Origin of the sequence: Mucilaginibacter sp. SG538B, from assembly GCF_013376065.1 — a bacterium.
Taxonomy (GTDB): domain Bacteria; phylum Bacteroidota; class Bacteroidia; order Sphingobacteriales; family Sphingobacteriaceae; genus Mucilaginibacter; species Mucilaginibacter rubeus.
The window spans coordinates 146,678-170,497 of record NZ_JABMJI010000007.1; the positions used below are offsets into that span (position 1 = coordinate 146,678).

The window sequence follows — 23,820 nt, forward strand, 5'->3', positions numbered from 1 at the left end:
TCCCCAAAAAAAATTAACAATTAAAATTTAAGTAACTCCTCCCGCATAAACAACATATTTGAATATTGCGACCGGGGTTTGTTTAATCTTAAGGTATAAATTTACTGGATTTTAATTAATAAACGCAAATTTTATTGGGCAATAAAATACTATTTATGAAAAAGGCATGAAATTTTATTGTTTCATGCCTTTTTCATTGTTAAAATAAGTTAAGCTTGTTAAAATATAACTTTACCTGTAGCGGTAATTAATGACGCTATACGTACGGCATCAAAAATACGCTCCTCGGTGGTGCCTAATTTTATAAGCGAATCCTCATGTGCGTTTACACACATTTCGCAACCGTTAACAGCCGATACAGCTAAGCTGGCCAGTTCAAAAAATTCTTTACCGGTTACCGGTTTCATCATGAGTTGCATACGGATTCGTGCCGGGATCTGGGTGTACTTTTCCTTTTGGGTAAAGTGCCTGAAACGGTAAAACACATTGTTTGATGCCAATAAGGAAGCACAGCCTACAGCTTCGCCAATTTCGGCATCAGTAGCCTCCTGTTCTTTAGCGTATGTAGTAAAGAAGTTGGTAAGCGGTACGTTGTTATTGTTTACAGCAGTAGCCAAACCAAGCAGGGCGCATTCTTTATTAGTTAAATGTGCGGAGGTAAGGGTGCTCGTAAAGTTCAGCTTTAAATCGCGCAGGTAACGTGATTCGCCTGTTTCTAAAAGGCCCAGGCTGGCTGTACGGTAATTTTTATCTAATCCGATACTTTCAAGTATCTCCTGGATCACTTCGGTACTTTCGTTCATTTTTTTTTGGTTAATTTTTATTGTAAAGACGCATCACATGCGTCTCCCACATGAAAATCGATATCGCTAAGCAGGTTGCGTGTCCTGGAGGGAGACGCATGTGATGCGTCTCTACTAAAACAACTTCAGCTTTAGGCTTTTAGCCTTTCGTTTTCGATCTTTCTTCAGCTTAAAAAAGGGTGTAAAAAATCCCCGCACCGGATACAGTACGGGGACAATTATCTGTTATACGATTATACAGTTAAAGTTTCCTGACCTTTTTCCCAGTTGCAAGGGCAAAGTTCGTCAGTTTGTAAACCGTCAAGTACACGTAATACTTCTTTTACATTACGGCCAACGCTCAGGTCGTTAACTGATACCCAGCGGATGATACCTTGAGGGTCAATGATGAAAGTAGCACGGTAAGCAATTTTTTCAGTTGGCTCTAAAATGCCCAGGTCTTCGGCTAATGATTTTGAAGTATCAGCAAGCATGGGAAATTTCAAATCGCGCAGATCGTCATGATCTCTTCTCCAGGCAGCGTGAACAAACTCAGAGTCGGTAGAAGCACCGATCAAACGGGTTTCACGGTCACGGAATTCGCCAAAGTTTTTGTTGAATTCGGCAATTTCAGTAGGGCAAACAAAAGTGAAGTCTTTTGGCCACCAGAACATTACAGTCCAAACGTTATCATCGTTGGTTAAATACTCAGAAGTAAGGGTTTCAAACTCTTTACCTTTTTCAAGGCTTACTACTGCTGTTTTAGAAAATTCGGGGAATTTTTGTCCTATGGTTAACATATTTTGATATTTCTTTTAATGTTTATGCAAATATAGAAATTAAAAGCCGCCTCCGGAATACTAATAATTGATGTTATATAGATTTTAACTATATAGTTATTATGTAATATAAGTAATATTTATTGGCCTAATTTTAAGGATTTTGGCTCGTTTTTACTATTTCAAAAAATAGCTTACCTTGGTTGTATGAAAACCAAACCTGTTATAATCATTACGGTAACTGTAGTTATTTTAGCTATAAGCGGATACTTCTTATTGAAAGGGAAGGATGCTTCCTCTCCAAAACAGGGCGATATAACCCAGTTCCTGAAAAATTTCAATCAACAATTAATTAAGGGTAATCGTGACTCCTTACTCGCATATTTCCAGGATAAGCAAAACAGTGAACCTATCAGCCGTTTAATTGCGGCATTGATCAACAAAGCTGATGACCCTGAAACCTCGTTTAAGCTTGAGTTGAATGTTGATCAAAGCACGATCACCTTTACGAACCCCGAACTTGCGGTTGCAGTGGTACCGGTAACATTTAGTGGTGATCATCTCAGCAGCAGACTAAGTAGTTTGACGTTCACTATTGAAAAAGAAGAGAATAACAAATACAAAATTTACCAGGTTGATGGCACCAGTTTCATGACTGATTATATAGCTTATAAAAGCAGTGCCTGGCAAAAAAATTACAGTGATAAAGAGATTTACAGCCCGGTAACTTTAAAGGCTTTCGCCGATGTTAATAACCTAAAGACCAAATACGATAGCATAATCTGGTTTAGCCACATTAAAGATCAAACCTATTTTTATGTGGTAAAAGGCAAATGGGATTTTTCAGAACAATTTCAGCAGGAAAAAGATACCGCTAAAACCTATAAAATGGGATTGGTAAGTCCTGATTACAAAGAGATAATTCCGGCCGAATACGATCTTGTATATACCATAGGCGGCACTTTTCCTAACCTTGTTGAAGTAGAAAAAGGCCACAAACGCGGCTTCTATGACCTTAGCGGCAAAGTAGTATTACCTGTGGAATATGACCAGATATTCCCTCTGAACGATGCTGAAAACGTTGCAGCTATTAGGAAGGGCGATGATTATTTTTGGCTGAAAAGCGATTATACGGTTTCGGAAAAGGCGGATATTCACGTGAAGGATATTTTCGGTAAACTTAAGCAACCGGCTTCATTCACCTTAAATCAGAGTCCGGCAGGCGGGATTACCGAGTTTAATTCAAGGGAGCAGCATGGAGCTATTTACATTCCTCCTTCATACCTTGATGATCTGCATTTAATTTCAGGAATTAAACAATTTAAAAATCCGCTGCGAAACCATGTTTATTTTGAAGAGTCAAGCAGTCGGTACATTGTAAAAGCCAAAGCTTTGCCTGTAAACAGCTCAGCAACAGGTAGCGATAATTGGATCCAAAGTGCTTATTACTCCATCCGCGATTACTTTATAGGCGGCCGGGCGGAATTTTATGACAGCAACAATATGGTGCTTATTGATAACAAGAATAATAAGCTGTATGGTTACCGGATCAATACCGATATTAATACTGAAGAAGGTGGCGGCGAATTCAGCGGCCGTTGCAATGAGTTTAACATCAATGCGCTGAGCGATTCGTTACTGGAGGTTAAAGTAACATCTGTTGGAAGTATTGAATTATATAACAACACATATCTAAATGAACTGCCAGTATTTCATCTGCTAAAGATACAAAACGGCAAGGTGGAGGAAACGATGAACACCAAAAGGGTTTTTGCATTTACTAAATTCCGTAAAATGGACAATCATTTTATTGATGGCTGTTACATTTGTTATAAGATGATCGATGGCCGATATGAAATGACCAGCAGCGGGGCAATTTCGCCAGAAGTGCTGCGATATATGAAAAACGAAATTTATGCCGATTATAATTATAAGTTTAAAGACAAACGCTGGACGGAGATGTTCGAACAACAATTTTACGGACATTATAAATCAGAAAACGTCAGCGTTCAGGATTCGCTTACCGAAATTGACAAATATAATATCCAGTGGATTGATCAGAAGCTTAAAGGATTGCCGGCAATAAAGCCTAATGTACTTGCAGCTAAATGAGCATTACAACCCGCATATTGAGATACTTTGCCTTTTTTTGGGTGTTTGTGCTTTGTGCGGGCACATTTATTCAATACTGGGATTTTAATCATGACTCCTACTTTTTGCACATCAAACAAAAGGCGGTTGAAACCGGGTGGTACCTGCCTGCTTTTTATTGTCATATTATAGGCAGCAGTGTGATCCTACTGGCCGGATTCTTTCAGTTTTCAAAAAAGGTATATAATAATAAAGCGCTGCACAGGGCATTGGGAAAATTGTATGTGTTTGGTGTGCTTTTTTTTGCTGCGCCGGGAGCCTATGTCATGACGCTTTTTATAAACCGGGGAACGGGTGTATTCATATCTTTTTTATTGCAAAACACATTGTGGGCTGCTTTTACACTGGCTGCGTTTCTGCTGATAAAAAAAGGAAGGATTGACGATCACATCAAAATGATGAACCGGAGTTATGCCCTTGCCTTCGGCGCGGTTACCCTGCGCTTTTATATCTGGCTGTTTACTGTTTTAGGTAATGGCGTAAATTTTCATAATAACTACCTCATCATTGCCTTTTTAAGCTGGGTACCTAATTTGATTTTGGCTGAAGTTATTAATAGGTATGGTAAAAGGCCGGTTGAGGTAGAGCGAGAACCGGTGTAAAATAAAAGCGTCATTGCTGTAAAGGAACAAAGCAATGCCGCTAATGCGCATTAAGCCCCCCCCTGTTGAGAGCATAGTCGTCAATTTAAGGAATAGTATAAAAATTTTTAAGAGCAAGAATGGGCCAACCAAGCCTGACAGGGTTATTTAAACGCTTAAAAGCGGAATTATTTGACCATGGATTTCTTGATAGCCTGGGGAAAGAGACAGGAGTGATCAAACGTTTAAGGAAGATAAGCGGAGCAGATCCTTCTGGATACGCTGCTATTTGATAGTAATCAATCATTTAATGGCATGAGTATGCAGCTGATGTTAAGGCAGTCACTTAATATATCGAAACAGGCTTTGCATCAAAAGTATAATGAAGGGCTGACGGAGTTTATCAAAGGAGCCCTGAAGCGACTTTTAGCGATAGAATTGCCTTGTAGAGAGATACAAGTCTTGAGATCAACATCAAGGACCTCCACCGGTCTGCCTTTCAAAAAAATAGAAATAAAACTATAAGAGCAAAAATACATAAAGTTTGCCTTTACGGGCAAACTACGTTCTGCCCTCAATCTCAAAAAAAACTCATTTTTATTGCTTTCGCTTAAATTGACGGCTATGCCCGGAAGGGAATCGCGCAATCCCTCGCTTTTACCCCTTAGGCAAAAGATGCTTGAGCATGCAAAAAAAACTAACTCTCCGTATCCCCTGGCAAAAACTTAAGCTTCTGCTGAAAATACACGTCCCAGCTATGCTGTTGCTTGCGGTCGGTCATGTGAGCCGTGTCCTCATCATAATCGGCATTGAGCTGTTTATACTTGGCGTCGATACGGTTAAAAATGGCCATGGCTTCGTAGTTGTAATTATTGCTGAAACGGGTGTTGCTTACTATGCGTAACAGCTCCTGCTGCTCTAAAAACGCAATGGTGTAATGGCCCTGCTCATGTTTCAGTATTTCGCTGAGTTGCTGCGGCGTATTAACCCTGCTTTTATCAAGCCAAGATTTATTGTTGTTAAGGATGAGCCTGATGTTAAAATTAAGCCGGTAGCCCCTGCCTTCGCGCCGGGCCTGGTACCGGTAATCGATGGTGCAGTTGGTATAAGCTACAACGCCGCCGGCATTAGCCCGCGGCGTTCCCCAAAAATCATTGGCAGTTAGCTGGTGAAATGACTGTGCCGAAGCAGGCGCAATCATCATTAAAAAACACATGGCCGCAGGGCCTATCACTTTCACTATATTTCTTTTCATTTAAAAAAACTGGCGGTTTCAAACTGTTACTTTTTGACGTTGTCAGTATGTAAAAGGTTTAAGGCCATCATTTCTTTTAACGTATGTTGCATCTGATCGGTTGAGCCATCCAGGAAAATAACATTCCCTTTTGAGTTTTCGGAAAAGTGTTTGATGGATTCTGTCCACATGGTGAACAAAATCACCGAGGTATCCATGTTGGCTTCGGCCATTTCTTTAGCGGCTACAGTCATACCGCGGGCAACTTCCTCGCGGAACAGCGCAATGCCCTGGCCACGTAATTGAGCTGCCTCACGCTCGGCCTGGGCCGAAATTTTGATAGCGTTACCCTCGGCCTCGGCAGCTTTGGTTTTGGTGATGAGCAGGGCCTGGCCTTCGTTTTCGGCAGCGGCCTTCAGGTTGTTTGATGCCACCACCTGGCTCATTGATTTCATGATCACGTCATCAAAAGTAATATCGTTTAACTGGAGGTCCTGCAGGTGGTAGCCCCAGCCTTCCAGTATCACATCCAGTTGCTCTTTTACGTGTTCCACAATATCGCGGCGTAATATCAGTACCTCGCTCTGGCGTTTGGTAGCTACAAAAGCACGGATGGAGCCTTCAACCGTACGGATCAGGGCCTGCATCAGGTTACGCTCATCAACAAATTTAAAAGCTACGTTTTTGATGGTTTCTTCCTGCTGGTCAAGTACCGAGTACAGCAGCATGGCCTTAAAATACACATTGGCCTGGTCGTAAGTTACCGCCTGGAACTCCAGCTCAACCGAGCGGTTTTGGATAGAGATTTTGGAGTAAATGTTTTCGATAAAAGGGATCTTGAAATTAAGCCCCGGGGTTAGGATGCGGCGGTATTTGCCAAATACGGTGATAACTACTATAGTGCCCTGTTTTACAGACACAAACGAGGTGAAAATAGTAATAAGGATAACAACAAAAATGATGATTGTTATCAATGATCCAAATGATTCGGGCATGGTTTGGTTTATTATGTTTAAAATAAAAGTAGCATTAATTATTGGTGTGTTATTTGTTTTTTAAAAAATGCTTATAAAAAACAACACACCTGTTATGAACTTAAAACGAACTTTTGGAGCTATATTGAGCGTGCTTGGTATAGTTGGCCTTATTTATACCGGTGTAGCTATCATAAACCATAGCGCGCAAATAACCACCATGGTGGTAATAGGTATTATCTCATTAATATTTTTTACAACGGGTATCAGCCTGGTGCGGAATACTAAGGATGAAGCGGCTTAAATAGCGTGTTAGCCTGTATGGTAAATCGCATAATTTACTCACCCGGCCTGCGCTTTGCTGTACGACCACTCTTTTCCTTCGGGAAAAGAGTGTAGAAAAATAAAAATCCCTTCTTGAGAGGGGGGCGGAGAAGCGAGCGGGAGCGGGGGTATGTTTCTGCTACAAGTTTACCAAAGTAGCAACACACCCCTCCGCCCATCTCAAGAGGGGAATCGCACAATCCCGCGCTTTTTCTCTTAAGTTTAACAGCTATGTAGATACCGGAGTCAATTCCTGCCCTGGTATCTATTTATAAATTCTCGCTCTGAATAGCCGGGTTAAGGCTGATCTCGCCCGTGTCGGATATAAGTAATCCCGCATTCGGGAAGTCGGCTTCTGTAAGTTCCCTGATCCGGATAGCAGCACGGTTAAGCGAATCAAGTTCAAGCCCTTTATCATGCGCTTGCCTTAGGGATATGATGCGCCCTTTCAAAAACTCTCCCTTTTTATTCAGGTTTACTTTTAGTAATGGCGCCAGACCGCAAACCCCCGCTACACTTACTGATTTATAAGTACAAAAGTTACCGAGACTGTAAGCGATCAGCCGGTTTTTATAAACCTCCATTGCCCGGCTCACGTGCGGGCCATTGCCCAATATAATATCCGCACCGGCATCAATAGCATTATGGGCAAAGGCATTTACATCGCCACGCTTTTCGCTGATGAATGATTCCATTGCAAAAGGAATATGTTCATAAGCTACGCCCTCGCCACCACCATGAAACGATACAATGAGAATATCACACTGCTGTTTCAGTTGGCTTATGATACGGGCTGCGTTCTTTAGGTCGAGAATAGGCAGGGTATTGGCATTGGGGGCAAAAGCGCAAAAGCCATATTTAACACCGTTACGTTCGAACACCGTGGAGGGGTGGCTAAGCAATCCGCCATAATTAATCCCTATGCTATCAAGCACGTGAGTGGTACTCATCCGGCCCGTATCGCCAAAATCGCCTATATGGTTATTGGCCAGGCTCAGCAAGTTAAAACCGGCGTTTTTAAAAACGCCTGCATAGGCTGTAGGCATCCTGAACAAGTAAGCTTTACTTCGTTGATGCAGTTTATAATGGGCGGGGTTCCCTCCGTCAAGCAAGCTGCCTTCAAGATTGCCAAAAGTTACGTCGGCGTTTCTTAGTTCGTTAGCTATTACATTAAAACTGTTTTTCGCACTGTCGGGTGGGAGGGTATAATTATTAGGGTACGATGTTCCGAGCATCATATCGCCAACAGCGGCAATGGATATGGATGAATCAGGCTGAACAACTGCTGTAGTTGTTGTAGTGGCAGTATCGGGTTTAGGTGCAGGGGCCAGGATTTGTTTTTTATTTGGCGGATGGTTACACGCTTGTAAAAACAGCGCCAGGCAGGCTGCCGTAAGCAATAAAAATTTCATTATAAAAAAAATCCCCTCACCGGGATGAAGGGACCAAATTAGTTTATTTATTTCAAAATCGTTTAGTTCTTGCTTTCGTCTACGTCGTCGCCCATATCGTTGTTACCCGTCGATGCCGAACCTTTAAACTCATCCTTAAATGAAGCTAACAACCTGCCGCCTTTATAAAAGAAACGGCTGTAGTAAGCATCGTCAAGGCTACTGATGGCTACACCCCTTGACGAGGCATGAGCAAATTTATTATTACCCAGGTAAATACCTACATGCGAAATGCTGCGGCTGTGGATCTTAAAGAAAACCAAATCGCCTTCTTTTAACTCATCCTTACCAACAGGGTTAACCATGCTGAAAATATCGCGTGAGTTACGTTTAATATCAAGGTTAAAAACTTCGCTGTACAATTCTTTGGTGAAGGCTGAGCAGTCAATGCCTCTTCTTGAGCTTCCGCCAAAATGGTAAGGGGTACCAATCCAATCGTAAACAAAGTGAAAGAGTTTCATGTTTGAGGTAGCAGATAAAGCAACTCCCATAATTTGGGAAAAGTATGCTTTACCTAAACTTTCCTGGTCGTCTTTGTTATCATCACTGGTGCTTTGAGCACTTTTGGTTTGAGCTTGTGAAGCTACGACGCTGAAAAGTAAGGCAATAGCCAGGGCAAATTTCTTCATTTAATCAGTTTGTTTGTTGAGTTAGGACAACAAATTGTTTATTAAATCAGACACTATGTCTATCGTGCTCTACAAAACTATTTATATTTTTTAAAATTGCAAATAAATGCAGCTTATTTTTCAAAAAATATAAAAAAGTGCTTTTTATTACACATCCTTTTAATAAACAGGCTTTTGTACGTGTATTAATGTAATTTGGTTGTAATTATTTAAAGGCTTTTTTTAGTCTTTTGCGAAAAACAACCCTTCTAAAACTTCGTAAAACGATAATTTATTGCGCCGTGGTGTGTTTTTTTAGGTTCTATTTTAACCTGCCGGACTATGCCAAACTAATAAACAGCCAGTTTGTTGTGTTTAAACACACTTTAAGGCCACCAAATAAAATTTTGCAACAATTTGCTTGAGGTTTCGATATTTTGCAGGATATAATTAGATTTGCGCTTTACTCCAAAAAGGTTGTTTAATACATGAGTTCAATCGAAATAAACAAGGACACCTACCTGATGTGGTACGAACAGATGCTATTGATGCGCAGGTTCGAAGAAAAAACAGGACAGTTATACGGACAACAAAAGATCAGGGGCTTTTGCCACTTATATATTGGGCAGGAGGCTGTTTTGGCCGGAGCCATGTCTGTAATTAAACCTGAAGACAGTATGATCACCGCATATCGTGATCATGCTCATGCACTTGCTAAAGGTGTAACTCCAAACGCCATTATGGCCGAAATGTATGGTAAAGCTACCGGATGCTCAAAAGGCAAAGGTGGTTCTATGCACATGTTTGATAAAGAAAAACATTTTTATGGTGGTCACGGCATTGTGGGCGGCCAGGTACCACTGGGTGCCGGGATTGCTTTTGCCGAAAAATATAAAGGTACCGAGTTTGTGAACATTGCCTATATGGGCGATGGTGCCGTACGCCAGGGCGCGCTTACCGAAACTTTTAATATGGCTGCGCTTTGGAAACTGCCTGTAATTTTTGTTTGCGAAAACAATGGTTACGCCATGGGTACTTCTGTTGAGCGTACAACCGCGCAGACTGATATTTATAAACTAGGCCTGCCTTATGGAATCCCTTCATCGCCGGTTGATGGTATGGACCCTGCTGCTGTACACGTAGCAATGGACGAAGCTGTTCAGCGCGCGCGTGCAGGCGAAGGTCCAACCTTCCTTGAAATGCGTACTTACCGCTATAAAGGTCACTCCATGTCCGATCCGCAAAAGTATCGTACTAAAGAGGAGTTGGAAAGCTATAAAGCGAAAGACCCTCTTGAGGCTACCAAACAAACTATCCTTGCCGAAAAATATGCTGATGAAGCTTGGTTTGACGAAATGGACGCTAAGATCAAAGCTATTGTTGATGAAGCTGTGAAGTTTGCTGAAGAATCGCCATGGCCGGATGCATCTGAATTATATACAGATGTTTACGTTCAAGAAGATTACCCTTACATAAGGGACTAAGTTTTAGGTCGAAAGTACTAAGTCGAAAGCCTATAGTCTTTGCGGTCAAAAAAAAAGACTTCAGGCTAAAAACTTCAGACTTTAAACTTCACGATAAGAACTAACTATATTTATACTGAATTTATAATACTATTAATATATGGCCGAAGTAGTAAAAATGCCTAAAATGAGCGATACCATGACCGAAGGGGTATTGGCGAAATGGCATAAAAAAGTTGGCGACAAGGTTAAATCGGGCGATGTACTGGCCGAGATTGAAACTGATAAAGCTACCATGGATTTTGAATCGTACCAGGATGGTACATTGCTGTATATAGGTATACAGGAAGGTGCTGCCGCCCCGGTTGATTCTGTAATTGCCATTTTAGGTAAAGAAGGTGAAGATTATAAGTCTTTACTTGACCAGGCTGGCAGTGGCGCTGCCGCAGAGCCTGCTAAGGAAGCGGCACCAGCTGCCGACAAAGCACCTGCCGCTACTCCGGCACCAGCCGCACCTAAGGTTGATTTATCAAGCATTCCGGCTACGGTGATTCGCATGCCATTGCTAAGCGATACCATGACCGAAGGTACCATCGAAAAATGGAACTTTAAAGTTGGCGATAAAGTAAAAGCTGATGATTCACTGGCTGATGTGGCAACCGATAAGGCTACCATGGAAGTTGTGGGTTACGAAGCCGGTACCTTGTTATATATAGGTGTTAAAGAAGGTGAAGCCGCTAAAGTAAATGATATCATTGCCATAGTAGGTAAAGAAGGTACCGACATCACTCCGTTATTACAGGATGGTGGTTCGGCTCCTGCCGCCGAGGCTGCACCTGCTACTGAAACTAAAACGGAGGCGACTGCAACTGCTACTGCCACTGAAGCTTCTAACACTGATGACAGCCGCGTAAAAGCATCTCCGCTTGCGCGTAAAATAGCTAAAGATAAAGGTATCAACCTTAATGATGTAAAAGGCAGCGCTGAAGGCGGCCGTATCATCAAAAAGGATGTGGAAGAATATACACCGTCGGCCAAACCGGCTGCGGCTCCTGTTACTGAAGCTGCACCTGCTGCCGCTCCGGCTGCTGCTGCAAAAGCACCTATCGTATTGCCAACCTTTACAGGCGAAGAGAAATTCAGCGAAAGGCCGGTTACTCAAATGCGTAAAGCTATCAGCCGCCGCTTAAGCGAAAGCTTGTTTACTGCTCCGCATTTCTACGTAACCATGAGCATTGATATGGATCAGGCTATTGTGGCCCGTACCCGTATGAACGAGATCGCTCCGGTTAAAATTTCATTTAATGATTTTGTTGTTAAAGCCTGCGCTGTTGCCTTAAGGCAGCACCCTGCTATCAACTCGTCATTCCTGGGTGATAAGATCCGCACTAATGAGCACGTTCACGTTGGCGTTGCCGTTGCTGTTGACGAAGGTTTATTGGTACCGGTTATCAAATTTGCCGATGGTAAATCATTAAGCCACATTTCGGTTGAAGTGAAAGAGTTTGCAGGCAAAGCAAAATCTAAAAAACTACAGCCAAACGAAATGGAAGGTTCTACTTTCACCATTTCAAACCTTGGTATGTTTGGCGTTGACGAGTTTACGGCCATCATTAACACACCAAACGCATGTATACTTGCTGTAAGCGGTATTCAGGCTGTTCCGGTTGTTAAAAATGGTGCCGTAGTACCTGGCAACATCATGAAGGTTACCCTGAGCGCCGACCACCGCGTGGTTGACGGTGCTACTGCTGCTGCCTTCCTGCAAACTTTAAAACAATTATTAGAAGAGCCGGTAAGGCTTCTCATATAATTTCGAATATCGGATTTTCGATTTCGGATTTTGAAAAGCGATGGGTTTAGGCTCATCGCTTTTTTTGTTTATATAAGAATAAACTGCCGCGGGCTTTCAGCCCGTGGTTGCGCAGGGGTTCAGCTTTCAGCTGAAGAAATGTAAGCTGAAAGCTTACATAGTGATTCACCACGGGCTGAAAGCCCGCGGCAGTTTATGTCTGCAAAAAATGACACGATGACCTAATGACTTCAATGACCTTTATATCGTATATTCACGGCAAATTTTGATGTATGACACTTTATAGCTTTTTTAAGGAATTCCATTCCGGTTTCAGGTACATTGTTATTGTATTGGTATTACTGGCCCTTGTACGTGCCTTTATGGGCTGGTTGGGTAAAAGACCATATGGCGAGGGTAACCGTAAGCTTAACCTGTTTGCCATGATCTCGGTACACACACAATTTTTGCTGGGCATCATCCTGTTTTTTATCAGTCCGATGGTGCAATTTAGCAAGGATACCATGAAAAATCCTATCACCCGCTATTTCACGGTTGAGCATTGGGTAATTATGCTTATTGCCATTGTTTTGATCACTATCGGGCACAGTAAATCAAAGAAAGCAGCACTGCCCGAAGGTAAGCATAAAGCCATTGCTATCTTCTATTTAATAGGGATTGTACTTATTTCGGTAGGTATTATGCTTATTCCACAGTAATTCTACGTAGCTAATAGGATTTAGCAAATAAATAATTTCACAAAAAATTTGACAATTCAAATTTCTTTATAAATTTGTGACCGCGATGATTAAAAACACACATAAAAACAGCTGGTGGCACCAATTAAATTGGCAGCCGGCTTGCGCTTTTTGATCAGAGACAACCTAATCAATTGTGAACCTAAATAGGAAACCCGGCGACCCCAATTCGCCGGGTTTTTTTGTTTTAAGATATTTGAAAAATAAACATGAGCACATTTAAAATTACTACAACTTATAAAAAGCTGCTGGCCGATACCACTACACCAGTGAGCATTTACCTTCGCCTGCGCGATGTATTCCCCAACTCGCTGCTGCTGGAAAGCTCCGATTATCACAGCCGCGAAAACAGCACCAGCTACATTTGCTGCGAACCGCTCAGCGGTATTGTGCTCGATAACGGTACCCTCAAAAAACAATATCCCGATGGCAGCCAGGAAGTACATGAGGCTGGTACGTTTGATTTGATTGAACAGCTTAACAATTTTACCGGTAGCTTTGAAACCGACTCGCTGCCGCTAAAAATGATCACCAATGGCTTGTTTGGTTACTTTACCCACGAGGCCGTTGAACATTATGAAACCATTAAACTAAAGCAAAGCGATGATGCTACACGCCAGATCCCTGTGATGCAGTACCATATTTACAGGTACATCATCGCTATCGATCACTTTAAAAATGAACTTTACATATTTCATAATCAGCCCGAAGGTGCACCAACCAATGGCGGTATCGAAAAACTGGAATACCTCATCAAAAACAAAAACTTCCCCGAGTATAGCTTTAAAAGCAATGGCGATGAAAAATCGAACCTTACCGGCGATGAGTTCATTGCCATAGTGGAGAAAATGAAGCAGCACATTTACCGGGGCGATGTTTTTCAGATAGTGCCTTCAAGGGCTTTCTCCCGTACTTTCCTGGGCGATGAGTTTAACGTTTACCGCGCCCTGCGTTCGATCAACCCATCACCATACCTGTTTTATTTTGATTTTGGCGATTTCAGGATCTTTGGCTCATCGCCCGAGGCGCAGATCACCATTAAAAATAATGTAGCCAATATTTTCCCGATAGCCGGGACCTTTAAGCGCAGCGGCGATGATGAAAAAGATGCCGAGCTGGCCCGCAACCTCGAGAATGACCCTAAGGAGTCGGCAGAACACGTAATGCTGGTTGACCTTGCCCGTAACGACCTGAGCCGTCATTGTGAAAATGTAACCGTGAAGGCATTTAAAGAGGTTCAGTATTACTCGCACCTGATCCATTTGGTATCACACGTAAGCGGAAAACTGAAGCCCGGTGTATCGGCCTTTAAAGTTGTAGCTGATACTTACCCGGCGGGCACGCTGAGCGGCGCTCCAAAATACCGTGCCATGGAGATCATCGATGAAAACGAAAACATTAAACGCAGCTTTTACAGTGGTGCGATAGGTTTTCTGGGTTTTAACGGAGATTTTAACCATGCTATTATGATCCGCTCATTTTTGAGTAAGAACAATACACTGCATTACCAGGCAGGCGCGGGTATAGTCGCCGGTTCGATCCCCGAAAGTGAGCTGAGGGAGGTTGATACAAAGATCTCGGCTTTGAGAAGGGCTTTTGAACTGGCAGAGGAGCTGTAAGTAACGCCCCCTAACCCCCTAAAGGGGGAATTATAGCGGATAATTTAAATTTGATAGTTTTTAAGACATATAATACAATGAATGAAAATATAAATACTCCTTCAAGCCCCCCCTTTAGGGGGCGGGGGGGGCGCATCCTGATAATCGATAATTACGATTCCTTTACCTATAACCTGGTGCATTTGGTTAACGAGCTTGGTCTGGAATGTGAGGTTTGGAGAAATGATCAGTTTGCCATTGAGGATGTGGAGGCTTTTGATAAGATCATCCTATCGCCGGGGCCGGGCATCCCTTCGGAGGCTGGTTTGCTGCTGGATGTAATAGCAAAGTATGCACCCACCAAAAGCATATTTGGGGTATGTCTTGGTCAGCAAGCTATTGCCGAAGCATTTGGCGGGAGCCTGTACAATCTTAACCAGCCTATGCATGGTATCGCGACGCCGATAAAGGTGACAGATGGCGATGAAAAACTATTTGCCGGTTTGCCCGAAAGCTTTAAAGTTGGGCGTTACCACTCATGGGTAGTGAGCGGGAATGACCTGCCCGATTCATTGCAGGTTACCGCTATTGATGAAGCCGATAATTCTATCATGGCGCTTAAGCATAAACAATACGATGTAAGGGGCGTACAATTTCACCCCGAATCAATCCTGACCGATTATGGTAAGGAAATGATGCAAAACTGGCTTAAGGCTTAGTTTTATGAAATAATGATAACTTTGAAAAATTGATATAACGTCCCCGCAGGGTCTCTCGCGGAGAGCAGGACACTTAGCGGTGCGCGGTGGCCGCGTTAGGGATTGCAGTGAAAAGCCCACAGCGCGGGTTGGGATTGGGGGCAGGAAAAGCGAGGACTTGTAACAAAAAGCCCGGGCCGCAGGCAACGCACATGTTATAAAATTGATTGAAAAATACACTTATTAACCAATAGCTTACAACTATGTCATTATAAGGAAGAGAGCAATTAGCCCCTCTAAATCTCCTACGGAAAGGAAGATTTAAAAAGCACTTAAAATCCTCTCCTCTGGACGGGGTTGGGTAAGACTAATTGCTTCGCGCCTCGCAATGACATAAATATTAGTGCTTCGATACTATGACGATACTTGATAAAATAGTTGCCAACAAAAAAAGAGAAGTTGCTTCGGCAAAAAAACGTACATCATATACCGTACTTGAAGAATCGGATCATTTTCACCGTGAAACCTATTCATTCAAAGAATTTCTGCTCGATCCGTCACGTACCGGTATCATAGCCGAGTTTAAGCGTAAATCGCCTTCAAAAGGTATTATTAACGACAAGGTGCGGGTTAGCGCCGTTACAACAGATTATGTCGCTGCCGGCGCTTCGGCACTTTCGGTTTTAACCGACCGTAACTTCTTCATGGGCCGGAAAGCCGATCTGGTGAAAGCGCGTTCGGTAAATAGCATCCCTGTATTGCGCAAGGATTTTATGATAGATGAGTACCAGGTGATAGAGGCCAAGTCATTAGGCGCCGATATTATCCTGCTCATAGCCGCTATACTTACACCTGCCGAAATTGATACCCTGGCCAAACTTGCCAAAAGTATAGGCCTTAACGTATTGCTTGAGGTACATAACCTCGAAGAACTGGAACGCAGCATTAACCCTAACCTGGATGCCATTGGCGTAAATAACCGCAACCTGGCCGATTTTACCGTGTCGGTTGAAACATCTTACAAATTGGCTAAGCATATCCCCGCCGAGTTTATGAAGATTTCGGAAAGCGCCATCAGCGATCCCGAAACCATCAGGCACCTTAAACTGGAAGGTTTCAATGGTTTTCTAATTGGCGAAACTTTCATGAAACAACAGGATCCTGGACAGGCAATGCGTGATTTTGTGGCTTTGTTATAAGTCAATCCGGATCTTTAAAATACTATTATATCGCTGCCGGGGGGTGAATGATTACCGGCAGATCCTGTAATTGTACGAGGTACACTATCGTGCCTCTTTTATACCTGGTTATTTTCCTAGCCGGGTATTTTTTTAATCTATAAAAGAAATAATTTCATCAGGGTTTCATTGTGCATTTTGTTGACGTTTTATCAAACCTATTTTTAGTATTTTACGTAAAAAGGCGCACATCATTGCCGGATTGGTATAGCATAACAGTATTGTTTGCCAATCTTAAAACTGTGCTCAATAAGGGGAGTTGTTAAAATGAGCCGCTTGCAGCCACATTTATTGAGTATAAAGAGACTTATGAAGAACATTAATAAGCCGTTGCTTGTACTATTCCTGTTGGTTATTTGGTCGTTAGCAGGGTATAGTCAAGTTTGTACATTGAATGTAACCATATCCTCAACAGCTAATACGATATGTTCGGGAAAGAATGTAACGTTAACCGCTAACCTATCGGGCGGTACAGGCCCATTTACCTACATCTGGAACACCGGTGAAAATACGCCATCTATTGATGTAAACAAAGCCGGAACGTATACGGTAACGGTTAGTGATAAAACCCCGGGCTGCCAGCCAAAGGTTGCCAATATTCCGATTACCGCTGTAGCTTCTCCAAATCCGCCTACGGTAGCCAATCCGGTTGTTTGCCCCAATACTTCGGCAACTTTAACAGCAACGGCTCCCGGAGGAACTTACCAGTGGTACGATGCTGATGGCAATTTCCTGTTTACTGGTAACCCATATAAAACAGACCCGATTACCCAGCGTACCATTTTTTATGTGGAAACAACAGTAGGCAGCTGTACCAGTACACGGAGCTCGGTTGTTGTTAATGTAACAGGCCGGCCAGGCATCCAGGCAGATCCGGTGTGTTATGGTACCCCTGCAACGTTAATAGCGTCGGGTGCCGACAGTTATGCTTGGTATTCAAATTCCTCGGGAACAGGAACACCATTGAGCAACGATGCAACCTATACAACGCCCCCATTATTTGCAAATACCACTTATTATCTTTTTACAGTAATTAAAGATTGTGCCAGCTCTGGTATCCCTGTAGTTGCCCGGATTAATGCGCCGCCAGCCGTTCCTGTACTTCCTGCAGGTGGCTACAGCACTTGTTCCGGATCGGCTATTACGCTGCATGCTGATGCCTCGGGGGTAGCCGAGTGGTTTGATGTACCTTCAGGAGGCACGCCGTTAATTTCAAGCCCGGATTATACAACCCCGGTGCTTACCTCTGCGGTTACTTATTATGTGCAAACACGGGTAGGCGATTGCACAAGCGACCGTATCGCGGTGCCGGTATCTGTAACGCCAATACCGGCCGCGCCACCTTCGCAATCACCGTCTGCCTGCTATGGCACCGGTATTACCTTAACTGCCGATCCATCGCCCACCGGCACGTATAACTGGTATACAGCAGCCACAGGTGGCAGTTCGGTTGGTACTGGCAATACTTTTCAAACCCCGGCTTTAACCAGTAATAAAACTTATTATGTTGAGCATACCACCGGCGGTTGCACAAGCGAGCGTACCCCGATAACAATTACTGTTACCCCTGCCCCGGATGCACCGGTGGTGCCCGACGGGCCGGTAATTTGCAATGGGGAAACAGCCTCTTTAACAGCAACGTCGGCACAAGGCGGAAGTTTTCAATGGTTTACCGCGGCCACCGGAGGTACCTCTATATTTTCGGGCGATACGTTTATAACTCCCGCTTTAACAGCCACTACAACTTATTATGTTCAAACAACGGTAGGGACATGTATCAGCGACAGATCGGCAATTACCGTAACCGTACTTGATCCGATCCCGGCCCCCGCTGTGCAACCAGTCCCGGCAATATGTGCCGGTACAGCGGCTACACTTACAGCAACAGGCTCGCCCGATGACTATGAATGGTATGACCAGGCCACCGGCGGCAACCTGTTAATAACCGGCAACACCTATGTTACGCCCGAGCTAACTGCAAATACCACTTATTATGTACAAAGTACAGCCAACCGCTGTAGCAGCCAGCGTACCCCGGTAACCATACAGGTTACCCCACTGCCTGCCGCTCCAACGGTTAACGGTACTGCAACGGTATGCCCCGGCGACCCTGCCAATTTAAGCGTTCCGGCTTCGGGCGCAACCATCCAATGGTATACTGGTGCTACAGGCGGTACACCGGTGCACACCGGCAACACTTATACTACCGACCCTTTGTTTGCACAAACAACTTTTTATGCCGAGGCCGTTAATGGCACATGTGTTAGTCCGCGTACCGCTTTCACGGTATCAATAACATCTATTATTGACCCCCAGTTTCGGTATCCTTCGGGCACGATATGTACATCGGGAAGTAATGTAAAGCCTGCTATTCTTAATCCGGCCGGAGGTACTTTTTCGTCAACACCCGGGCTGGTTTTTGTGAGTAACACCACAGGCGAGATCAATGTGGCGGCAAGTATTCCCGGAAAATACACCATTACTTTTACCTATGGGGGCTCATGCCCGGGAACGGCCAGCCAAAGCATCTCCATAGTAACAACACCGGATGCTACTTTTACATATAATACTCCCATCTGTAACGATGTAAAAAACCCGCTGCCGGTTTTCCAGCCGGGGGCAAGTGCCGGCGTTTTCAGCGAACCGACCGGTAATATCGTATTTAAGAATCCCGGCACCGGCGAGATTGACCTGGTGAGAAGCCGCGCCGGCGGGCCGTACACCATAACCAATACTATAGCGGCGAGCAGCGGCTGTCCGCAAAGTATTGCTACCAACCAGATAACTATTTACAATAGGGTTATCGTTGATGCAGGCCCGGACCAGGTTAAAAAGCAGGGCGACCTTGTACAGTTGGCCGGAAGTTTTGGAGGGGGGGCTACATCAGTAAAATGGACAGGCGGCGCGGGGACGTTCTCCGACCCAACAAGTAAGGATGCTGTTTATACGCCGGCTACGGGAGAAAAAGTAGCGACACTAACTTTAACATCTAATGATCCTGCGGGACCTTGCGGTTCAAAATCAAGCACGGTTACCATAACTATAAACCCGGTGCCTGCCGCGCCAACGGCCCCTGGTAAATCTGTTTGTACAGGCAGTACAACCACCCTCGTAGCCACAGCGCCGGGCGGAACATACCGCTGGTATAGCGATGCTACCGGTGGAACACCTCTTAAGGTTGGCCCGATATTTACTACCCCGCCAATACTAAACGATATTACTTATTATGTTGCGACAACAGTGGGCGGTATTACCAGTGCGCGTACCCCTGTTTTGGTTAAGGCGATACCCCCTCCGGCAGCACCTACGGTTGGCACCGATAACACAGCAACGGTTTGTGAAGGCCAATCTGCTATACTTACCGCAAGCGGCTCAACGGGCACCTACACTTGGTACAATGTGCCCGTCGGAGGCACCCCTGTACACCAGGGAAACCCTTTTCCTACAGCTCCGTTAACCATCAACAGAACTTATTATGTGGAGACTAAGGTTAATAACTGTATTAGTGAACGCACTAAAGTTGATGTAAAAGTTACGCCCGCCCCACAGGTAATAAGCAGCGCCACAGGCGATCCGATATGCAGCGGTACCGCGCTAAATTACGCGATCACCGCCGACCAGCCCGGTACCACTTTCTCATGGGACCGCCCCGCGGTTGCCGGCATCAGTAACCCCCCGGTAACGGGCCAAACATCAAGCTCAATTACCGAAACACTGTTAAATAACGATGCAAACGGTGCAGCTGTTGACGTGGCATATAAAATAACACCATATTTAAACGGTTGCCCCGGGCCTGTGTTTACATACACAGTAAAGGTAAATGCCACCCCTGTGGTTAAAAGTGCTCCCCCCGGCCCGGTTTGTAATGGTACAAGCACCAATTATGAAGTTAAATTTAACACCCAGGTTACAAGCTTTACATGGGGCAGGGAGGCCGTTCCGGGTATCAGTAATGCTGCTGTAGCGGGCCAGGCGTCACCTACCATAAAAGAGGTGCTTTATAATACCACCACTGATCCTATTGATGTTATTTACGTGTTTAATTTTAAAACAAATGATTGTCCGGGAATCCCGTATCCGCTTAAGGTAAGGGTTAATCCGGGAGCGGTAATTACCAATCCACCACCTTCAGAGCCGAAATGTAACAACACACCACTGGGGCTTACTTTAACATCCAATATATCTACGGCTACTTTTTTATGGAGCAGGCCGGCTGTCACCGGCATCAGCAATGCCCCGGTTACCGATCAAACCGCCAATCCTATTAATGAAGCCCTGGTTAATACTACAACAAACCCTATCCAGGTTTCTTATACCATAACGCCTGTAGCATTTGGCTGTCCGGGCACTCCAGTTAAATATACGGTAACTGTAAGGCCCCAGACATTAAAAATAGATGGGCACAGCAACAGCCCCGTTTGCGAAGGCAACGATATTATACTGCAAACCCAGCCTATAGCAGGTGCAACATATTTGTGGACCGGTCCCAACAATTTTAGATTGGAAACTCAAAGCCCGAGCACAACCATTCCAAACGCCACAGCTGCTAACGCGGGTCCTTATAATTTGTATTTGATAATTAATAACTGCCCGGGCGAACCAAGTGATCCAGTAGACGTTAAAGTTAACCCGCTCCCAATTGTTGTTGCCGGCCCTTCTCATAACGTATGTGTTAATGATCCATTTATACAACTTGCCGGCGAGGTGATTAGCGTATATAGAACCGGTATCTGGAGTACCAGCGGCAGCGGCACTTTCTCTAAACAGGATGACCCGATAGGTAAATATTTTCCATCAACTGCAGATAAGAATGCTGGTTCCGTCACTTTAACCCTTACGTCAACAAGTCCTGATGGGTGTTCGGCCGTATCAAAAGATGTAACATTTAAGTTTGCACCGGATCCTGGTGCCGATGCCGGACCACCAAGCATTGATAATGTTTGTAATCAAAACCCTATGGTGCCATTAAATGGCCAGCCGCTTTCAGGCACAACCGTAAAGTGGACGTCAGCATCGGGCTTAGGTAAATTTATCCCTTCGGATGATGTATACGCTCCAACATTTCAGCCCGACCCAATAGATATTGCAAAAGGCTCGGTTAAATTAACGCTTAGAGCAACCCAGGCTGATAATTGTCATACGCCGACTGATGACATCACCATTAATTTTGTTCCGCCGCCAACAGTGCAGGCAGATGCAGCCGGCGATACGAGATATGTTTTAAAAGGGCATATCATCACATTAAACCCGGTAGTAGGCAGCGAAAACGTAAGCTATGAATGGACACCGGCCACCGGTCTGGATAACCCTACAGCTAAAAACCCGGTAGTAACAGGTGATCAGGATATCATTTATCAACTGAAAATCACCGATAAGTCAAACGGCTGCGTTAACAAGAGCACTGTTGCGGTTAAGGTTTCGCCGGTAATAAACGTTAGTAACACCTTTACACCAAACGGTGATGGGGTAAATGACTTTTGGGAAATTAAAGGCTTAGTAGCATATGAAAATTCTACCGTTGATGTTTACAATCGCTACGGGCAACTTTTATTTCATTCTGTAGGCTATCCTAAACCCTGGGATGGCACTTACCAGGGAAAACCGCTACCGTCCGGTACTTACTACTATATAGTAAATACAAAGATGAATAACATTGTTATTTCGGGCTATGTAGTGATTTTGAGGTGATGGAATGAAATTAACAAACAATTTAATGAGTTACCGACGCTTGATTGTTAACCAATAAGTTTTCAGCCGCCCTGATACTGCATTTTTGATATTTTACATAAGCCGCAACTGCCCGCTTCCGAATGCTTGATTGCGATTCGTTATTGACATAGCCTGTTATAGCATCATGAAGAGTGTAGGCCTCGGGGCACATGAGCCCGGTTGTTAAAAGCAGGGGATTAGCTTTGGCAGTACTAATAAAATCGCCAAAATATTTTTTGCTGATACAGGCCAAAATGATGCAATCCCGGGTTTTGCTATCTGCATTTTTAAATTCGTTGGGTAGTTTGAAGTCCATCAGCCCATCATGACCAATATAAGCCAGCAATTGCGCATTGCCATTAATGCCTATAACCCGTCTGTTATAATGTATGGTGTCCTTTAATTGGCCCGCGCAACTGAATAAAAAATCTTCGGTAGTTTTTTCAATAGCCTGGCCATCCCAGGCATCGGCTACTAAATAAACCTTTTTTGTGCGATGCCGAAAGATGAGCCTTTCCAATATCATTGGGCTTCTTTTTTGTTTTTTAAGCAATTGCCAGTCTTTACTTTTTTTAAAATAGGTGCGCACACCGTTATCGCAGCCCCAATATAAATTGGTTTCGGGATCCTGACCATTTCCAATTGCGGGCGGCACAGGTACTATTCCCTGATATTTATTATCGCAAAGGGCAACAAAAACATGGATTACTTTAAAAGCGGTATCAGTATAAGCAATGGTTTTGAATTTGGGCACTGCTGCATGGCTGCTACCAGTTTGAGCAGGCTGTTTTAAAGATGGTTTGCACGAGCAAATGAATAAACATATCGATACCGTAAAAATCCGGATCTTGGTATGTGCTATGTAACCCATCGCCTGTTTATTTAAAATAACGCTTTATTATTTTATTGATAGCCATCCCCCAAAACTGCCCTAAAGCATCGGCCCCCTTTTTATTGGGGTGAAGATAAAAAGTACCTTGCTTACCGTTCTCTGGGATGAGATCAGTTAAATGATTTTTTTCGAAGTAGGCGAACGCTTTGGTATCGCCCACAAAAACCTGTTTGGGGTTTGTTGAAGCGTATGCTTTTACAAGCGCATCTATCATCGGCACATAGCTTTGCAGCCTGTCTAACCCTTCCTGCAAATATTTTGCGCCGTTGTATGTATTGGGGCTGTACCATAGCGGATGCTGGAAAATAATAACCGCTTTTGGAAAATCGGCTAAAAGTTTATCAGCTATGGTCTTTAAATTTTTTTGATAATCTTCAGGCGATACGGGAGCACCATGCGGCCCGTGTATAGCACTGTCATTTGTGCCAAGTTTTACCGAAAATATGAGTAATGCGTCCTTATTGGTAAAAGCGTTAGCAGCTTCTTCAACTTTGGCAAAAGTACCTGTGCCTGGCAAAAAATCGAGTGTAGTGTAGCCGCTATGGCCCTGGTTACTGAAACTTACTGTGTCCAGGTTATTTTGTTTTTGCAGATAAGCCACTGCCGTGGCTGGCGGCGCTTCAGTTGCCGGATTGGCCAGCTGCACGCCCTGGGTTATGCTGTTGCCTATAAATACAATGTTTAAATTTGGTTTTTTATGCTGCGCGAATGTTATTGCCGAGGCAACGAATAACAGAACAACAGCTAACAGGTATTTTTTCATTTATAAATTGAGTATTGAAATTAAA

The 23,820-nt window shown here is 43.9% G+C and carries 18 protein-coding genes; 10 read left to right on the forward strand and 8 right to left on the reverse strand.

The genetic code is table 11. The annotated features are described in order from the left end of the window. Nucleotides 1–218: 218 nt before the first annotated feature. Nucleotides 219–803: a carboxymuconolactone decarboxylase family protein gene (locus FHW88_RS28035; RefSeq protein ID WP_176628840.1), complete on the reverse strand. Its 585-nt coding sequence runs from the start codon at nucleotides 801–803 to the stop codon at nucleotides 219–221. Between the two features lie 233 nt (nucleotides 804–1,036). Then, the gene (locus FHW88_RS28040; RefSeq protein ID WP_090535023.1) at nucleotides 1,037–1,582 is read right to left on the reverse strand and encodes a peroxiredoxin; all 546 of its coding nucleotides are present in this window, start codon (nucleotides 1,580–1,582) and stop codon (nucleotides 1,037–1,039) included. A 186-nt stretch (nucleotides 1,583–1,768) separates the two neighbouring features. On the opposite strand from FHW88_RS28040, the gene FHW88_RS28045 reads away from it, so the two are divergent. Both FHW88_RS28045 and FHW88_RS28050 read left to right on the forward strand, forming a co-directional pair. Continuing rightward, nucleotides 1,769–3,673 carry a WG repeat-containing protein gene (locus FHW88_RS28045; RefSeq protein ID WP_176628841.1) on the forward strand — a complete coding sequence of 635 codons (1,905 nt, stop codon included), beginning with the start codon at nucleotides 1,769–1,771 and terminating at the stop codon, nucleotides 3,671–3,673. Next, a complete protein-coding gene (locus FHW88_RS28050) occupies nucleotides 3,670–4,314 on the forward strand; it encodes a DUF2306 domain-containing protein (RefSeq protein ID WP_090535026.1) in 645 nt (214 codons plus the stop codon). The genes FHW88_RS28045 and FHW88_RS28050 overlap by 4 nt, the downstream gene beginning before the upstream one ends. Before the next feature lie 676 nt (nucleotides 4,315–4,990). Here FHW88_RS28050 and FHW88_RS28055 read toward each other — a convergent pair. Together FHW88_RS28055 and FHW88_RS28060 are read right to left on the reverse strand one after the other, a co-directional pair. After that, the gene (locus tag FHW88_RS28055) at nucleotides 4,991–5,548 is read right to left on the reverse strand and encodes a DUF922 domain-containing protein (protein WP_090534801.1); all 558 of its coding nucleotides are present in this window, start codon (nucleotides 5,546–5,548) and stop codon (nucleotides 4,991–4,993) included. Nucleotides 5,549–5,574: 26 nt separating this feature from the next. Then, entirely contained in the window at nucleotides 5,575–6,522 is a 948-nt protein-coding gene (locus tag FHW88_RS28060; RefSeq protein WP_090534803.1) for an SPFH domain-containing protein, read from the reverse strand. A 94-nt stretch (nucleotides 6,523–6,616) separates the two neighbouring features. Here FHW88_RS28060 and FHW88_RS28065 point away from each other — a divergent pair, with 94 nt between their 5' ends. Next, nucleotides 6,617–6,805 carry a hypothetical protein gene (locus FHW88_RS28065; RefSeq protein ID WP_090534854.1) on the forward strand — a complete coding sequence of 63 codons (189 nt, stop codon included), beginning with the start codon at nucleotides 6,617–6,619 and terminating at the stop codon, nucleotides 6,803–6,805. Between the two features lie 289 nt (nucleotides 6,806–7,094). On the opposite strand, the gene FHW88_RS28070 is transcribed toward FHW88_RS28065, so the two are convergent. Together FHW88_RS28070 and FHW88_RS28075 are read right to left on the reverse strand one after the other, a co-directional pair. Then, nucleotides 7,095–8,237, reverse strand: coding sequence for a CapA family protein (locus tag FHW88_RS28070; protein WP_090534804.1), 1,143 nt, complete (start codon nucleotides 8,235–8,237; stop codon nucleotides 7,095–7,097). Nucleotides 8,238–8,299: 62 nt separating this feature from the next. After that, complete coding sequence (locus tag FHW88_RS28075) at nucleotides 8,300–8,905, reverse strand: C40 family peptidase (protein WP_090534806.1); 606 nt, start codon at nucleotides 8,903–8,905, stop codon at nucleotides 8,300–8,302. 467 nt (nucleotides 8,906–9,372) lie between these two features. Here FHW88_RS28075 and pdhA point away from each other — a divergent pair, with 467 nt between their 5' ends. The 7 genes from pdhA to FHW88_RS28110 all read left to right on the forward strand — a co-directional run bounded on the left by pdhA (nucleotide 9,373) and on the right by FHW88_RS28110 (nucleotide 22,119). Beyond that, nucleotides 9,373–10,368, forward strand: a complete 996-nt coding sequence (pdhA, locus tag FHW88_RS28080) for a pyruvate dehydrogenase (acetyl-transferring) E1 component subunit alpha (protein ID WP_090534807.1) — start codon at nucleotides 9,373–9,375, stop codon at nucleotides 10,366–10,368. 139 nt (nucleotides 10,369–10,507) lie between these two features. After that, nucleotides 10,508–12,160, forward strand: coding sequence for a dihydrolipoamide acetyltransferase family protein (locus FHW88_RS28085; RefSeq protein ID WP_176628842.1), 1,653 nt, complete (start codon nucleotides 10,508–10,510; stop codon nucleotides 12,158–12,160). A gap of 272 nt (nucleotides 12,161–12,432) precedes the next feature. Beyond that, nucleotides 12,433–12,858, forward strand: coding sequence for a cytochrome B (locus FHW88_RS28090; RefSeq protein WP_176628843.1), 426 nt, complete (start codon nucleotides 12,433–12,435; stop codon nucleotides 12,856–12,858). A gap of 248 nt (nucleotides 12,859–13,106) precedes the next feature. Continuing rightward, nucleotides 13,107–14,516 (forward strand): anthranilate synthase component I family protein, encoded by a 1,410-nt coding sequence (locus FHW88_RS28095; RefSeq protein WP_176628844.1) that lies wholly within the window; start codon nucleotides 13,107–13,109, stop codon nucleotides 14,514–14,516. A gap of 77 nt (nucleotides 14,517–14,593) precedes the next feature. Next, on the forward strand, nucleotides 14,594–15,214 hold the full coding sequence (locus FHW88_RS28100) for an anthranilate synthase component II (RefSeq protein ID WP_176628845.1): 621 nt from the start codon (nucleotides 14,594–14,596) through the stop codon (nucleotides 15,212–15,214). A gap of 395 nt (nucleotides 15,215–15,609) precedes the next feature. After that, nucleotides 15,610–16,392, forward strand: a complete 783-nt coding sequence (gene trpC / locus FHW88_RS28105) for an indole-3-glycerol phosphate synthase TrpC (RefSeq protein ID WP_176628846.1) — start codon at nucleotides 15,610–15,612, stop codon at nucleotides 16,390–16,392. A gap of 348 nt (nucleotides 16,393–16,740) precedes the next feature. Further along, nucleotides 16,741–22,119, forward strand: a complete 5,379-nt coding sequence (locus FHW88_RS28110; RefSeq protein ID WP_176628847.1) for a PKD-like domain-containing protein — start codon at nucleotides 16,741–16,743, stop codon at nucleotides 22,117–22,119. Between the two features lie 22 nt (nucleotides 22,120–22,141). Here FHW88_RS28110 and FHW88_RS28115 read toward each other — a convergent pair whose 3' ends face one another. Further along, nucleotides 22,142–23,011: a hypothetical protein gene (locus tag FHW88_RS28115; protein WP_218117318.1), complete on the reverse strand. Its 870-nt coding sequence runs from the start codon at nucleotides 23,009–23,011 to the stop codon at nucleotides 22,142–22,144. A 7-nt stretch (nucleotides 23,012–23,018) separates the two neighbouring features. Further along, nucleotides 23,019–23,795 carry a GDSL-type esterase/lipase family protein gene (locus FHW88_RS28120; RefSeq protein WP_176628848.1) on the reverse strand — a complete coding sequence of 259 codons (777 nt, stop codon included), beginning with the start codon at nucleotides 23,793–23,795 and terminating at the stop codon, nucleotides 23,019–23,021. Nucleotides 23,796–23,820: the final 25 nt, after the last annotated feature.

Coding starts and splice junctions, on each gene's coding strand:
- FHW88_RS28115 (WP_218117318.1), bottom strand. CDS start 23,011: ATGGGTTACATAGCACATACCAAGATCCGGATTTTTACGGTATCGATA.
- FHW88_RS28095 (WP_176628844.1), top strand. CDS start 13,107: ATGAGCACATTTAAAATTACTACAACTTATAAAAAGCTGCTGGCCGAT.
- FHW88_RS28120 (WP_176628848.1), bottom strand. CDS start 23,795: ATGAAAAAATACCTGTTAGCTGTTGTTCTGTTATTCGTTGCCTCGGCA.
- FHW88_RS28045 (WP_176628841.1), top strand. CDS start 1,769: ATGAAAACCAAACCTGTTATAATCATTACGGTAACTGTAGTTATTTTA.
- pdhA (WP_090534807.1), top strand. CDS start 9,373: ATGAGTTCAATCGAAATAAACAAGGACACCTACCTGATGTGGTACGAA.
- FHW88_RS28085 (WP_176628842.1), top strand. CDS start 10,508: ATGGCCGAAGTAGTAAAAATGCCTAAAATGAGCGATACCATGACCGAA.
- FHW88_RS28060 (WP_090534803.1), bottom strand. CDS start 6,522: ATGCCCGAATCATTTGGATCATTGATAACAATCATCATTTTTGTTGTT.
- FHW88_RS28070 (WP_090534804.1), bottom strand. CDS start 8,237: ATGAAATTTTTATTGCTTACGGCAGCCTGCCTGGCGCTGTTTTTACAA.
- FHW88_RS28110 (WP_176628847.1), top strand. CDS start 16,741: ATGAAGAACATTAATAAGCCGTTGCTTGTACTATTCCTGTTGGTTATT.
- FHW88_RS28050 (WP_090535026.1), top strand. CDS start 3,670: ATGAGCATTACAACCCGCATATTGAGATACTTTGCCTTTTTTTGGGTG.
- FHW88_RS28065 (WP_090534854.1), top strand. CDS start 6,617: ATGAACTTAAAACGAACTTTTGGAGCTATATTGAGCGTGCTTGGTATA.
- FHW88_RS28040 (WP_090535023.1), bottom strand. CDS start 1,582: ATGTTAACCATAGGACAAAAATTCCCCGAATTTTCTAAAACAGCAGTA.
- FHW88_RS28035 (WP_176628840.1), bottom strand. CDS start 803: ATGAACGAAAGTACCGAAGTGATCCAGGAGATACTTGAAAGTATCGGA.
- FHW88_RS28075 (WP_090534806.1), bottom strand. CDS start 8,905: ATGAAGAAATTTGCCCTGGCTATTGCCTTACTTTTCAGCGTCGTAGCT.
- FHW88_RS28055 (WP_090534801.1), bottom strand. CDS start 5,548: ATGAAAAGAAATATAGTGAAAGTGATAGGCCCTGCGGCCATGTGTTTT.
- FHW88_RS28100 (WP_176628845.1), top strand. CDS start 14,594: ATGAATGAAAATATAAATACTCCTTCAAGCCCCCCCTTTAGGGGGCGG.
- trpC (WP_176628846.1), top strand. CDS start 15,610: ATGACGATACTTGATAAAATAGTTGCCAACAAAAAAAGAGAAGTTGCT.
- FHW88_RS28090 (WP_176628843.1), top strand. CDS start 12,433: ATGACACTTTATAGCTTTTTTAAGGAATTCCATTCCGGTTTCAGGTAC.